This window comes from Streptomyces sp. NBC_00370, from assembly GCF_036084755.1.
In the GTDB taxonomy this organism is placed as follows: Bacteria; Actinomycetota; Actinomycetes; order Streptomycetales; family Streptomycetaceae; genus Streptomyces.
Genome location: NZ_CP107968.1, coordinates 4,205,340 through 4,218,572, shown reverse-complemented (window position 1 = coordinate 4,218,572; position 13,233 = coordinate 4,205,340). Strand labels below are relative to the sequence as shown.

Annotated in this window: 11 protein-coding genes and 1 pseudogene; 8 read left to right on the top strand and 4 right to left on the bottom strand. The window is 71.8% G+C overall.

The features are described 5' to 3' along the window. Positions 1 to 5 precede the first annotated feature (5 nt). Together OHS57_RS18740 and OHS57_RS18735 are read left to right on the top strand one after the other, a co-directional pair. On the top strand, positions 6 to 635 hold the full coding sequence (locus OHS57_RS18740; protein ID WP_328582736.1) for an FMN reductase: 630 nt from the start codon (positions 6 to 8) through the stop codon (positions 633 to 635). 61 nt (positions 636 to 696) lie between these two features. Then, complete coding sequence (locus OHS57_RS18735) at positions 697 to 1,134, top strand: universal stress protein (protein ID WP_328582735.1); 438 nt, start codon at positions 697 to 699, stop codon at positions 1,132 to 1,134. Positions 1,135 to 1,566: 432 nt separating this feature from the next. Here OHS57_RS18735 and OHS57_RS18730 read toward each other — a convergent pair. Continuing rightward, positions 1,567 to 2,691 (bottom strand): annotated as a pseudogene (locus OHS57_RS18730) (MerR family transcriptional regulator); the annotation flags it as partial. Positions 2,692 to 2,848: 157 nt separating this feature from the next. Continuing rightward, positions 2,849 to 3,289, bottom strand: a complete 441-nt coding sequence (locus OHS57_RS18725; protein ID WP_241778531.1) for a hypothetical protein — start codon at positions 3,287 to 3,289, stop codon at positions 2,849 to 2,851. 160 nt (positions 3,290 to 3,449) lie between these two features. On the opposite strand from OHS57_RS18725, the gene OHS57_RS18720 reads away from it, so the two are divergent. The 4 genes from OHS57_RS18720 to OHS57_RS18705 all read left to right on the top strand — a co-directional run bounded on the left by OHS57_RS18720 (position 3,450) and on the right by OHS57_RS18705 (position 7,379). Further along, positions 3,450 to 4,289 carry a hypothetical protein gene (locus OHS57_RS18720; protein WP_328582734.1) on the top strand — a complete coding sequence of 280 codons (840 nt, stop codon included), beginning with the start codon at positions 3,450 to 3,452 and terminating at the stop codon, positions 4,287 to 4,289. Positions 4,290 to 4,353: 64 nt separating this feature from the next. After that, entirely contained in the window at positions 4,354 to 4,887 is a 534-nt protein-coding gene (locus OHS57_RS18715) for a DUF7144 family membrane protein (protein WP_443042916.1), read from the top strand. A 115-nt stretch (positions 4,888 to 5,002) separates the two neighbouring features. Continuing rightward, positions 5,003 to 5,260: a DUF2630 family protein gene (locus OHS57_RS18710; protein ID WP_041987591.1), complete on the top strand. Its 258-nt coding sequence runs from the start codon at positions 5,003 to 5,005 to the stop codon at positions 5,258 to 5,260. A 109-nt stretch (positions 5,261 to 5,369) separates the two neighbouring features. After that, positions 5,370 to 7,379 carry an FUSC family protein gene (locus tag OHS57_RS18705; protein ID WP_328582733.1) on the top strand — a complete coding sequence of 670 codons (2,010 nt, stop codon included), beginning with the start codon at positions 5,370 to 5,372 and terminating at the stop codon, positions 7,377 to 7,379. 83 nt (positions 7,380 to 7,462) lie between these two features. On the opposite strand, the gene OHS57_RS18700 is transcribed toward OHS57_RS18705, so the two are convergent. Continuing rightward, positions 7,463 to 7,684, bottom strand: coding sequence for a hypothetical protein (locus OHS57_RS18700; RefSeq protein ID WP_328582732.1), 222 nt, complete (start codon positions 7,682 to 7,684; stop codon positions 7,463 to 7,465). 209 nt (positions 7,685 to 7,893) lie between these two features. On the opposite strand from OHS57_RS18700, the gene OHS57_RS18695 reads away from it, so the two are divergent. Continuing rightward, a complete protein-coding gene (locus tag OHS57_RS18695; RefSeq protein WP_241778533.1) occupies positions 7,894 to 9,006 on the top strand; it encodes an AI-2E family transporter in 1,113 nt (370 codons plus the stop codon). Here OHS57_RS18695 and OHS57_RS18690 read toward each other — a convergent pair. Next, positions 8,949 to 11,189 carry an ATP-binding SpoIIE family protein phosphatase gene (locus tag OHS57_RS18690; RefSeq protein ID WP_041987598.1) on the bottom strand — a complete coding sequence of 747 codons (2,241 nt, stop codon included), beginning with the start codon at positions 11,187 to 11,189 and terminating at the stop codon, positions 8,949 to 8,951. The genes OHS57_RS18695 and OHS57_RS18690 overlap by 58 nt on opposite strands. Positions 11,190 to 11,357: 168 nt before the next feature. On the opposite strand from OHS57_RS18690, the gene aspS reads away from it, so the two are divergent. Next, positions 11,358 to 13,130: an aspartate--tRNA ligase gene (gene aspS / locus OHS57_RS18685; RefSeq protein WP_041987600.1), complete on the top strand. Its 1,773-nt coding sequence runs from the start codon at positions 11,358 to 11,360 to the stop codon at positions 13,128 to 13,130. Positions 13,131 to 13,233 lie beyond the last annotated feature (103 nt).

The following is a 13,233-nucleotide window of genomic DNA, read 5'->3' as shown; positions in this document are numbered from 1 at the left end:
GTCCCATGGAGACCCTGAAGCTCGTCGTCGTGTCCGCGGGTCTCGGCAAGCCCTCCTCCAGCCGGCTCCTCGCCGACCGGCTCGCCGAGGCGGCCACCGGCGCGCTCGCCGGCGCCGACCGTAAGACGGACGTACGGGTCGTCGAACTGCGCGACCTGGCCGTCGCCGTCGCGAACAACCTCGTCACCGGCTTCCCGGCGGCCGACCTGCGTGACGCGCTGGCGGCCGTCGGCGAGGCCGACGGGCTGATCGTCGTCACGCCCGTCTTCGCCGGCTCGTACAGCGGGCTGTTCAAGTCGTTCTTCGACCTGATCGAGCCGGACGCCTTGACCGGGACACCCGTCCTGCTCGCGGCGACCGGCGGCACCGCGCGCCATTCGCTCGTCACGGAGCACGCGCTGCGCCCGCTCTTCTCGTACCTGCACGCCCTGACCGCCCCGACCTCCGTGTTCGCCGCCACCGACGACTGGGGCGCCGGGGCCGACACCCACGCCGGCGGTCTGCCCGCGCGGATCCGGCGGGCGGCCGAGGAGCTGGCGGGGCTGCTGGGCGGCACCGCGAAAGCGCCCACAGCCGACGCGGACGACGACGCTGACGAGATCGTTCCGTTCGAGCAACTGCTGCGCGGGCATTAAACGGGCCGCGCGCCCGTTGCCTGGGTAGACGTTTGAATGATCGATCAAAAGGGAGTGCGCCATGGGCAGGATCGTTGTCGGGGTAGACGGCTCGGAATCGTCGTTGAAGGCGCTGCGCTGGGCCGCACGGCAGGCCAAGGTCACCGGGGACCGCATAGAGACCATCATCAGCTGGCAGTACCCGGCGACCAGTTGGGCCTCGATGACCCCCGGCGTGCCGGCCGAGTTCGACCCGGAGAAGCTGGCGCGGACGATCCTCGACGAGGCCGTCGACAAGACGCTCGACGCCGAGGCCGCCGCGGCCGTCGACCGTCAGGTCATCACCGGCCATCCCGCGCAGGTCCTGGTGGACCGCTCGGAGGGAGCGACGCTGCTGGTGGTCGGCGACCGCGGGCACAGCGACTTCACCGCCGCGCTGATCGGTTCGGTGAGCCTGCACGTCTCGCAGCACGCGAAGAGCCCGGTCGTGGTGGTCCGCGGCGAGATCGTCGAGGACTGACCGCTCCGGCGGCCCGCGTCACAGCTCGACGGTCAGGTCCCCGATCAGGCCGTCGCGCAACGCGAACCGGTAGTGGAGGTCGACGATCCCGCCGGGGAAGTCGCCCTCCAGCCGGTTCGTGACGACGTAGTGCGTCTCGTCCAGCCGTTCCACGCCGGTCAGTTCGACCGTGTACGTGTACTCGCTGCCGGCCGCACCCAGCCACTCCTCGACGGCGCCGATGCCGGTGTACGTCGCGCCGTCGTCGGTGACGGTGGCGTCCCGGTGGAAGGCGGCCGCGGCCGTCTTCGCCTGCCCGGCGCGCTGGGCGGCCAGATAGCGGCTGACGACGCCGGGCAGCTGCACGCCGCGCGGCTCCCCACCCGACAGCTCCCCACCCGGCAGCTCCACAGCCGACAGCTCCCCACCCGGCAGCTCCGCACCCGCCGGCTCCTCCGTCACGTCCGCCACCACGCACGCGATGTTGTCCGGACCCCCGGCCGCCCGTGCCAGCTCGACCAGTTCGCGTACGGCGGCCGCCGGCTCGTCCGTGTCCGCGACGACCCGCCGTACCTCCGCCGTGTCCACCACCCTGGACAGGCCGTCGGAGCACAGCAGATAGCGGTCCCCCGCCCGCGCCTCGCACATCCGGAGATCGGGAGCCGCCTGGCTCGCGTCGCCGTCCAGTGCCTTGAGCAGCATCATCCGCTGCGGGTGCGACAGCGCCTCCTCCTCGGTGAGCGTGCCCGCGTCGATCATCGACCTGACCACGGAGTGATCCTGCGTGAGCTGGAAGAACTCCCCGTCCCTCAGCAGATACGCACGGGTGTCGCCGATGTGGACGAGTCCCAGCTCGGCGCCCGTCCACACCATCGCCGTGAGGGTCGTGCCCGAGTCGGCGAAGCCGTCGACCGCGTGGTTCGCCCGCTCGAAGGAGTCGGCGAGCGCGCCGAGCAGATCGCCGCTGTCGACGGTGTCCGGCAGCGCCTTCAGCGCGTCGACCGCCGCCGTACTGGCCGGGGCGCCTTCCGCCCCGAAGCCGTCGGCGACGGCGAGCAGCCGGGCACCGGCGTACGCGGTGTCCTGGTTGGTCTCGCGGACGAGTCCGCGGTCGGACAGCGCCGCGTAGCGCAGCCCCAGCGAGTTGGATGACGTCGACGACGGTATGGACGGCATGGACGGCATAGGAATAACGCCCTTTCCTGCGTGGTCCGTCGGCCGGACAGCACCGGCCGACAGATGGCCGATGAGGAAGGTCGCCAGGTCACGCCGCGCCGCTGTCTCGGCTTCCACCTGTGCCCAGTACGCCCTGAGATCGCGGGCGGCGGCCGCCGCGTCCGTCTCGTACACGTCGCATGCGTGGCGGATCCTGGCCAGCGGCATCCCGACGCGGCGCAGCCAGGCGACCAGCCTGGCCCGCTCCAGCTGCGTCTCGTCGTAGTACCGGTATCCGGTGTCCGCGTCGACCCGGGCCGGCGGCAGCAGCCCCAGCTCGTCGTAGCGGCGCAGCGCCTTCGCCGACAGCCTGGACAGGCGCGCGAAGACGCCGATCGTCAGTCCCGCCGCCGGCGCATCCATGGCTTCCCTCCTCGTACCGGGCCCCTCGCCCGGTACGACCCGATGCTGGGGCTTCCCCGAGGAGGAAGGTCAAGCAGCGAATGCCGCGCCTTTCGGCGCGGCGTTCGCATGGGGGGACGGAGCCGGAGCCCGCGACGGCGGAAGGGTCATTGGTGGGTCATTGTTCTCGCATGTAGAACGCGTAGAACGTCGCAGCGATCGTACCGACCGCGACGAAGAACCCCACCGCGCACGACCGCAGCACGCTCTGGTCGGTGAGGCTGTACAGGAAGCCGATGGAGCCGCCGACCAGGACGCCCCAGGCCGCGGCGCGCAGCTCGCGGGGGAGGGCCGGTGCGACGCGTAGCAGGCCGAAGACGAGCAGGGCCATGCCGACGCCGGAGATCAGCGCGAGGGCGAGCTGGCCGTAGGTGGCGGGGCCGCCGCTGCGGGCGATGAACGACGCGTAGGCGCCGTACGCGATGCCCAGCAGGACGGGTACGGCGACGGCGAGCCGCGAGATGTGCCGGTGATCGTTCCGCTGGTCCTGCCCGTGGTCCTGCCCGTGGTCCTGGCGGTAGCGGTGTCGGCGTCGCGTCGGTATCGCTGCGTGTGCCATGGCAGGCGCTCCTTCCGTCGTACCCCCGTCGCACCCCCCGTTCGTTCCAGAGCACACCCGGACGCGGGACCCGGCAACCCGTGGCGACCGCGGCGGCCGGACCGTGGCGATCGGACGCGGTCCGATCGCGGCCCCGGGCCCCGCCCCGTTCACTTGAGGGGTGCGGACCTTGCGGAACTCCCTCTCCATGACGCTGATCGTCCTGTTGGCATTGCTGACGCCGGTCAGCGCCGTCGCCGCGTGGGCCCGTCTCGAACTCGACGACTCCGACCGCTTCGTCGCCACGATGGCGCCGCTCTCCTCCGACAGGGACGTGCGGAACGCGGTCACGGACCAGGTCACCGAGGAGGCCCTGCGGCAGCTCGGTCCAGGGCCGCTCCGCGACGCGGTGCGCGCGCCGCTGCACGACGCCGTGCACGCCTTCACGACCAGCGGCGCCTTCGCCACCGTGTGGAAGGCGCTCAGCCGCGCCGTGCAGAGCAGCACCCAGCAAGCACTGGAAGGCGACTCCGACAAGTCGGTGACCATCGATCTTGCGCCGGTGAGCCGGGCGGTGAAGCGGCAGCTCGTCGCCGACGGGGTGCCGTTCGCGGGCCGGATCCCGGTCCGGCACGCGAGCATCACCGTGCTGGACCCCGCCGATCTGGGCGTCTCGCGCGAAGCCGTACGCGGTCTGCAGCGGGCCGGGATCTGGCCGGGGGTGGCGGCGCTCGTGGTCGCCGTCCTCGCCGTGCTGGTCGCCGTACGCCGGCGGCGGGCGGCGATCTTCGTCGGCGCCGCCTTCGCCGTGGGGGCCGTCGTGCTGATCGTGCTGATCACGGTGGGCCGCGGGCTGTCCCTGGACGCGCTGCCGTCCGACGTGGACCGCTCGGCGGGCGGGGCCGTGTACGACGCGCTGACCGGTTCGCTGCGTACGGCCTCCTGGATCGTTCTGGTCTGCGGACTGATCGTCGCCGCTGCTTCTTGGCTGGTGGGAGCCTTGCGAGGGCGCCTTTACTGAATCTTTATACCCAAACGCTTCGTCTCAAATGTCGTAATTGCACCATTCGGAGCACAGTGGAGACATGAGCCAGAACACAACGCATCGCCCCCCTTCAACGGGCATGGGCGCAGGCACCAACCAAGGCACCGGAAACGGCAACGGCAGCATGAACGGGATGGGCAGCAGGGCGGGAACCGGCACCGGTTCCGGGACCGGCTCCCATACGACGAGGAACGCCGCCTGGGCGATGGGTGGCACTCTCTTCGCCGGTGTTCTGATGCTGGTCTCCGGTGCGACCGACATCCTCCAAGGCATCGTCGCGATCAAGAAAGATGCTGTGCTGAACAGCACCGGGAACTACGCGTACGCCTTCAACATCACGTCGTGGGGCTGGATCCACCTCGGCCTCGGAGTTCTGATCGCACTGGCCGGTCTCGGCATCCTGACCGGAAACCGGATAGCGAGGTACGTCGGCATCGCCCTCGCCTCGCTGAACATCGTCGCGCAGTTCATGTATCTGCCGCACCAGCCCGTCTGGGCGGTCGTAGGCATGGCACTGTCGGCGTTCGTGATCTGGGCACTCGCCTCGGACCACTACGTGCCGAAGCCCCGGTGACGAAAGTCCCGGTGACCGACCGTCAACAGCACTCTCCCTCCACACCGTCCTTGCCCCCGTCGCGACCCAGCGGCGGGGGTAAGGTGCGAGCCCGGCTCCGAAGGAGGAGGCAGTCATGAACGCCCCCAGTGACAACGGCGACATCCTCGCCAACATCAACGACCTCGTCGCCGAGGAGCACAGCCTGCGCTCGCGGTCGACAGGGAATCTCGGTCTCGACGCCGAGGAGCGGGTACGGCTGCGCGCCGTCGAGGTGCAGCTCGACCAGTGCTGGGACCTGCTGCGCCAGCGCCGCGCCAAGACCGAGTTCGGCGAGAACCCCGACGAGGCGCGGGTGCGCCCGGAGGGCGAGGTCGAGGGGTACCAGGGCTGAGACCCCCGGCAGGCCAGCGCACCCTTCGGCAGGCCCGCGCACCCTTCCGCAGGCGCTCCCGCGCTGTCAAAGCTGACGTCACCCCGCCCCGTAGGCCAAGGTGGCGCCCATGGGAGACCGGGACCGAGACCGAGTACGCACCGACGCGCGAGCCGCCCTGCTGGCACCGCCCGCATGGCTGGTCGCCGGGCTGCGGCCCAAGAAGGCGCCCGTCCCCTGGGCCGCGGCGGCCCGGGCCTCCGTCGCCATGGCCGTACCGATCGTCGTCGGCCTCGCCACCGACAAGCCCGCGTACGGCGCGCTCGTCTCGATGGGCGCCCTGACCGGAGTCATCGGCGACACCGCCGACGCGTACCGGATGCGGGTCTTCAACATCGCCCTCCCCCAGTTCTTCGGCGCCGTCGGCGTCACGCTCGGCACCCTCGTCTACGGGGAGGGCTGGCTGGCCGTCGGGATACTGACGCTCATCGCGCTCGTCTCCGGCATGATCTCCTCGATCGGCGCCGTCGCCAGCGTCTCCGGGCTGCTGCTCCTGCTCAACGCCGTGGTGGGCGCGGGCCTCCAGATGCCGGACCCCTGGTGGAAGGCCCCGCTGCTGCTCTCCCTCGGCGGTCTTTTCGTCCTCGCGCTGTCCCTGCTGGCCTGGCCGCTGCGCGGCCGGGTGCCGGAGCGCGGCGCCGTCGCGGCGACGTACGGCGCGGCGGCCGATCTGCTCGCCGCCGCGGGCACCCCGGCGTACGAGACGCGCAGACAGGCCGTCACCCAGGCGCTGAACCACGCGTACGACCTGGTGCTGGCCCGCCGCGCGCACGACCACGGCAGACGCAGCTCACTGGTGCGGCTGCTCGCCCAGCTCAACGTCGTCATCCCGCTCGTCGAGGCGGCGCCCGCCGCGCATCTGCACGGCAGCCCGCTGCCGGACGCGATCCCGGCGGCGGTGCGGGAACTCGCCGCGACCGTGGCGGCAGGACGCGGCGGCGGCGACCCCACGCTCGAACTGCCCGCGCCCGCCACCCCTTCGCAGCGCGCCGTGGACGTCGCGCTGCGGTACGCGTCAGCCGTGGTGCACAACGCCGACGCCGACCCGCCCGCCACCGGCGACGACCCGCTCGGCCGCCCCGCCGCCCTGCGCATCCGGGCCCGCCGCGCGACCCGCGACGTCCTGCTGTCGGAGGCGTCCTGGCGCTACGGGCTGCGGCTCGCGCTGTGCATCGGCCTCGCGCAGAGCCTGGTCTCGCTGATCCCGGTGCCCCGCTCGTACTGGGTCGCCCTCACCATCACCTTCGTGCTCAAGCCCGACTTCGGCTCGGTCTTCTCCCGCGCCGTGCTGCGCGCGCTCGGCACGGCGGCGGGGGTCGTGGTGGGGGCGGCCGTGCTCGCCGAAGTGCCGCGCGGCTGGTGGGACGTGGCGGTGATGGCGGTGCTCGCGCCGCTCATCCCGGCCCTGTCGGTGAAGGGGTACGCCTTCCAGACGGCGGCCATCACGCCGGTGATCCTGCTGCTGTCGGACATCCTCAACCACCAGGGCTTCGACCTGGTGGTGCCCCGGCTCCTGGACAGTCTGATCGGCTGCGGCATCGCGCTGATCGCCGGCTATCTGCTCTGGCCGGAGAGCTGGCACACCAGGATCGGCGACCGGCTCGCGGACGCCGTCGACGACGCGGCGGACTACGTGAGTTACGCGTTCGGCACGGCGGGCGAAGGTGACGGTGGAGGCGGCGGCGCGGACCGGGCGGAACGCGTGCGCAGGCGGCGGCGTATCTACCGCGACCTGTCGCTCGTACGCTCCGAGTTCCAGCGCGCCCTGACCGAACCGCCGCCCACCGGCCGCCGGGCAGCCGCCTGGTGGCCGCTGGTCGTCGCCGTCGAACGGGTCGTGGACGCCACGACGGCGGCCCGCGTCCGCGTCAACCACGGGGCGCCGCCGCCCGCGCCCGCCGAGGTCGCCGCCATCGAGCGGCAGTTGCGCGGGATGGCGGAGGGCGTGCGGTCGAGTACGACGCTGACGCAGGTACGGGCCGAGCTGACCGGCGACGAGACCGGCGTCCTGGCCCCGCTGCGCCAGGAAGTGACGGCGGCCCGCGCGATCACCTCACCGGGCCGGCACCGGGCGACCTAGGGAGTGTCCGCGAAGTATCGTCGTCCGCCCTATGGGCGGGGCTGCCGGGCATCGCGAGCCAGACGAGACTTCGCGGACACGACCTAGGCGCGAGGCGCGCGCGCCTCGGCGTCCCGCCTGCTGTGGGCCCGCCAGGCGGCCCACAGCAGATAGATGCCGACCAGGGCCACCACCACGCCCAGCAGGGCGTACTGGGAGTGGCCCGACATGGCCGAGCCCTTCATCGACCCCGACCCCTGGGCGATCCAGACCGCTCCGAGCACCACCAGTACGATCCCGCCGATTCCGCGGCCCCAGACCTGCATGCGTACGCTCCCGCCCTGCGATGCCGGCCCCTCGCGGTACGCGTACGGCCGGCCGGCTCCAGCTTCGCGCAGTCCCCGGACGCGGATGCCGTGGAAGTTCTTACGGATTACGAACGCCCGACGGCACCCGCGGCGGCACGTCACCCGCGTGGCGGTGCGCACGCGACCAGGACGGGACAAACAGGCCTCCGGCGTGGTCGGGTGGGCCCGTGTCCCCGCCCACGCCGCCGTCTCCTTCGCTGCCGCCGTCCCCGCTCCTGCCCGTCGGCGTCCGGCGCTTCGCCGCCTGGTGCGGGGTGCTGCTGCTCGCCTCGGGCGTCGTGGCCGTCGCGGTCTGGCTGTGCGTCACGTTCAAGACGGCCGTCACGCCGCTGCTGCTCGCGCTGCTCGGCACCGCGCTGCTGGGGCCGCTGCACCGGCGGCTCGTCGCGCTGCGGCTGAACCGGTCGCTGGCCGCCGCGCTCACCTGCGCCGCCGTCGTCGCCGTGGTCGGCGGGGCCGGGTACATCGTCGTCAACGCGATCGTGGACAGCGGCGACCAGATCGTCTCCTCGCTCAAGCAGGCGGCGAAGGACGTGTCCAAGCACTTCGGCGCCGCGGGGACCTCGCTGGACGACATCGCGAGCAACGCCAAGGAGCTGCTGGGGAAGTTCGGCGCGACGGCGGCGTCCGGGGTGGTCACCGGGATCAGCGTCATCGGTGAGCTGATCGCCACCTCCGTGCTGGCGCTGCTGCTGATGTTCTTCTTCCTGCGGGACTCCGACAAGGCGGCGGGGGCGCTCAGGTCGCTCGCGCCGCGTGCGACGGGTGAGGCCGTCGAGGCCATGGCGCGCCGCGCCTTCCACGCCGTCGAGGGGTTCATGCGCGGGACGACCGTGATCGCCCTGATCGACGCCGTCTGCATCACGGTGGGCCTGCTGATCCTGCGGGTGCCGGGCGCCGTCGGGCTCGGCGCGCTGGTCTTCGTCGGGGCGTACATCCCGTACCTGGGCGCCCTCATCTCGGGCGCCGTCGCCGTGCTCGTCGCGCTCGCCGACCGGGGCTGGCCGATCGCGCTGTGGGCGCTGGGGGTGGTGCTGGCCGTGCAGGTGCTGGAGGGGCATGTGCTCCAGCCGGCGGTGCAGAGCCGTACGGTCCAGATGCACCCGGCCGTGGTGATGGTGACGATCACTGCGGGCGCCGCCGTCGCCGGGATCCTGGGGCTGCTGCTGGCCGTACCGCTGACGGCCGCGGTGTTCGGGGTGATCTCCGAGCTGCGGGGCCGCTACAGCGCCCCGGGCGAACCGGGGCCGCCGGACGGCGCGTCCTCGCCGTCCTCGTAGAGCTCGAACCAGATCGACTTGCCCTCGCCGCGCGGGTCGACGCCCCACGCCGTCGCGAGCACCTCCATCAGCACCAGTCCGCGCCCGCTGGACGCCAGCTCCCCCGGGCGTCTGCGGTGCGGCTGCTCGTCGCTCGCGTCGGTGACCTCGACGCGCAGCCGCCGCTTGCCGCGCTTGCCCGCGGCCTCGGCCGTCAGCAGCGCGTCGCCGTCGGTGTGGACGAGGACGTTGGTGACCATCTCGGACAGCATCAGCACGGCGGAGTCGATCTGGTCCTCGTCGGCCCAGTCGTGCAGCAGGTCCCGCAGCTGCTGCCGGGCGTCGGCGATCCGCTCGGGTTCGGCCTGGGCGATGCTCAGCGCGGTACGCCGGGTGACCGGGGTGCGGGGCCGGTCGGGCGAGTCGTTGCGGGCGAGCAGCAGCAGCGCGATGTCGTCCTCGCGGCGGTCGGCCAGCGGCCCCGTCGTGTAGTGCGAGGTCGGGCCGATGACGGATTCGACGAGCGCGTCGGCGAGCTTCTCCATGGAGCCCTTGGTGCCTTCGAGCACCGGCTGGAGCCTGCCCCAGCCGGTGTACATGTCGTGGCCGCCGGTCTCGATGAGGCCGTCCGTGCACAGCATCAGCAGCTCGCCCCTGCCCAGTACGAGCCGGGTCGTCGGATAGTCCGAGTCCGCCTCGATGCCGAGCGGCAGACCGCCGGCGGTCTGCCGGATGACGGCTGTGCCGTCCGCCATGCGCAGCACCGGGTCGGGGTGGCCCGCGCGGGCGATGTCGAGCGTGCCGGTCGCCGGGTCGACCTCCAGGTAGAGGCAGGTCGCGAAGCGCGGGGCGCGCGCGTCGTAGTCCAGCGTCGCGTTGTCGGAGGAGTGCGTGACGCCGAAGGGCGGCCGTTCGTCGGGCTCGGAGTCCGGGTCGGGTCCGGTGCCCGGGTACTGCTGGAGGCCGGCCAGGAAGCGGGAGGCGCGGGAGAGCACGGCGTCGGGGCGGTGGCCCTCGGACGCGTAGGCGCGCAGGGCGATCCGCAGCTGCCCCATCAGCCCTGCCGCCCGTACGTCATGGCCCTGGACGTCGCCGATGACCATGGCGAACCTGCCGCCCTCGCCGCCTTCGCCGTGCGGCCCCGGGCCCGGGAGCGGGATCATGTCGTACCAGTCGCCGCCGACCTGGAGCCCGCCGCCGGTCGGCACGTACCGGGCGGCCACGGTCATGCCGGGGATGTCGGGGCCGATGGTCGGCATCATCGAGCGCTGGAGCCCGAGGGACAGCTCACGCTCGGTCTCGGTGATCTCGGCGCGGGCCAGCGCCTGCGCGAGCATCCGGGCGACGGTGCTCAGCACGGACCGTTCGTCGGGGGAGAACGTGACGCGGTGCTTGAACGCGGCCATCCAGGCGCCGAGCGTGTGCCCGGAGACGATCAGCGGGAGGAAGGCCCAGGAGCTGCGCCGGAACGGCTCGACGGACGGCCAGATGGCCGGGTAGCGCTCCGCGTAGGCCTTGGGCGTGGGCAGGTAGATGGCCCGGCCGGTGCGGATGACCTCGGACGCCGGATAGTCGGAGCCGACCAGCAGCTCGGGGAAGTTCTCGGCGTCGAGCACGGTGTTGCCGTGCATGCCGATGATCCGCAGCCGGTCCCCGTCGGTGCCGAAGAGGGTGAGCGCGTCGGGCGAGAACCCGGGCATCGAGAGGGAGGCGGCGACCCGCAGCACCTCGGCCGTCGATCTCGCCTCGGCCAGCGCGCGCCCCGCGTCCAGCAGGAACGCCTCGCGGGAGCGCCGCCAGTCGCCCGTGACGGTGGTGGCGTCGACGGTGGTGCCGGGCTGCGGCTCGGCGACCTCCTGGAGGGTGCCGACCAGCTCGTAGTGGTGCTTGCCCGCCGCATCCGTACGGGTGTACGGCTTCGAGCGGGACCGTACGGTGCGCAGCACCCGGCCGCCCCGGTCGACGATCCGCAGCCGGGCCTCGGCGAGCCCGCCCTCGGTCAGGGCGAGCTGCACGATCCCGTCAACCTCGTTCCAGTCGACGGGGTGGAAATGGGCGCGGACCTCCGCCGCGGTGAGGACCGCTGCCTCCTCGGGCCGTCCGAGCAGGCGGGCCGCCTCCGCGTCGACACTGACAGCTCCTGAGCTGTCGTCCCAGCGCCACAGGCCTGTCGCGATCGCGGCAAGGACGTCCTCGGTGCGCATTTTCCCACTGTATGAACAGGTTACGAACCCTCGCCACCGAGAGTGGCGCCGGAACCGGGCGCTAACCTGGTGTCTCCGTGTCCCACCCCGGCTCGACCCAGCTCCACCCGAACCGGCTCCACCCAGCTCCACCCCCAATCCCGACTTGCTAAGACTGGATGAACGACGATGCATCGGTACAGGTCCCACACCTGCGGCGAGCTCCGCGCCTCTGACGTCGGCACCGACGTCCGGCTGAGCGGCTGGCTGCACAATCGCCGAGACCTGGGCGGCATCCTCTTCATCGATCTGCGCGATCACTACGGACTGGTCCAGTTGGTGGCCAGGCCCGGCACGGCCGCCAACGAGGAGCTGTCGAAGCTCACGAAGGAGACCGTCGTCCGGATCGACGGGCGGGTCTCCGCGCGCGGCGCCGAGAACGTCAACCCGGAGCTGCCGACCGGCGAGATCGAGATCGAGGTCTCGGAGGTCGAGATCCTGGGCGCGGCCGCCCCGCTGCCCTTCACCATCAACGCCGAGGACGGGGTCAACGAGGAGCGCCGTCTGGAGTACCGCTTCCTCGACCTGCGCCGTGAGCGCATGCACCGCAACATCATGCTGCGCTCGGCCGTCATCGCCGCCATCCGGTCCAAGATGGTGGCGCTCGGCTTCAACGAGATGGCGACCCCGATCCTCACGGCGACCTCGCCCGAGGGCGCCCGTGACTTCGTGGTGCCGTCCCGGCTGAACCCCGGCAAGTTCTACGCGCTGCCGCAGGCGCCGCAGCAGTTCAAGCAGCTGCTGATGATTTCGGGCTTCGACCGCTACTTCCAGATCGCGCCGTGCTTCCGCGACGAGGACGCCCGCGCCGACCGCTCGCCCGGCGAGTTCTACCAGCTCGACGTCGAGATGAGCTTCGTCGAGCAGGAGGACGTGTTCCGGCCGATCGAGAAGCTGATGACGGAGCTGTTCACGGAGTTCGGCGGCGGCCGTGAGGTCACCTCGCCGTTCCCGCGCATCCCGTTCCGCGAGTCGATGCTGAAGTACGGCAACGACAAGCCGGACCTGCGGGCCAAGCTGGAGCTGACCGACATCTCGGACGTCTTCGACGGCTCCGAGTTCAAGGCGTTCGCCGGCAAGCACGTACGCGCGCTGCCGGTGCCGGACACGGCGGGCCAGCCGCGGAAGTTCTTCGACGGGCTCGGGGACTTCGCGGTCGAGCAGGGCGCGAAGGGCCTGGCCTGGGTGCGGGTCGGCGAGGACGGCGCGCTGAGCGGCCCGATCGCGAAGTTCCTCACCGAGGAGAACGTGAAGGTCCTCTCCGAGCGGCTGTCGCTGGCCCCCGGTCATGCCGTGTTCTTCGGCGCGGGTGAGTTCGACGAGGTCTCGAAGATCATGAGCGCGGTCCGCGTCGAGGCGGCGAAGCGCGCCGGCCACTTCGAGGAGGGCGTCTTCCGGTTCTGCTGGGTCGTCGACTTCCCGATGTACGAGAAGGACGAGGAGACCGGCAAGATCGACTTCTCGCACAACCCCTTCTCGATGCCGCAGGGCGGGGTGCGTGACCTGGAAGAGAAGGACCCGCTGGACATCCTGGCGTGGCAGTACGACATCGTCTGCAACGGCATCGAGCTGTCGTCGGGCGCGATCCGTAACCACGAGCCCGAGGTCATGCTGAAGGCGTTCGAGATCGCGGGCTACGACCGCGAGACCGTCGAGCACGAGTTCGCCGGCATGCTCCGCGCCTTCCGGCTCGGCGCCCCGCCGCACGGCGGGATCGCCCCGGGCGTCGACCGCATTGTGATGCTGCTGGCCGACGAGCCGAACATCCGCGAGACGATCGCCTTCCCGCTCAACGGCAACGCGCAGGACCTGATGATGGGCGCGCCCACCGAGCTGGACGAGTCGCGGCTGCGTGAGCTGAACATCGCGCTGCGCAAGCCGGTCGCCAAGTCGGGCGAGTAACGACGTCGGGCGGCTGACGACACACGGCTGAGGCCCGGAACGAGCCGGTTCCGGGCCTCTTTCGCGTTCCGGGTCATGGCGTGTATATCGCGATTTCCATGCC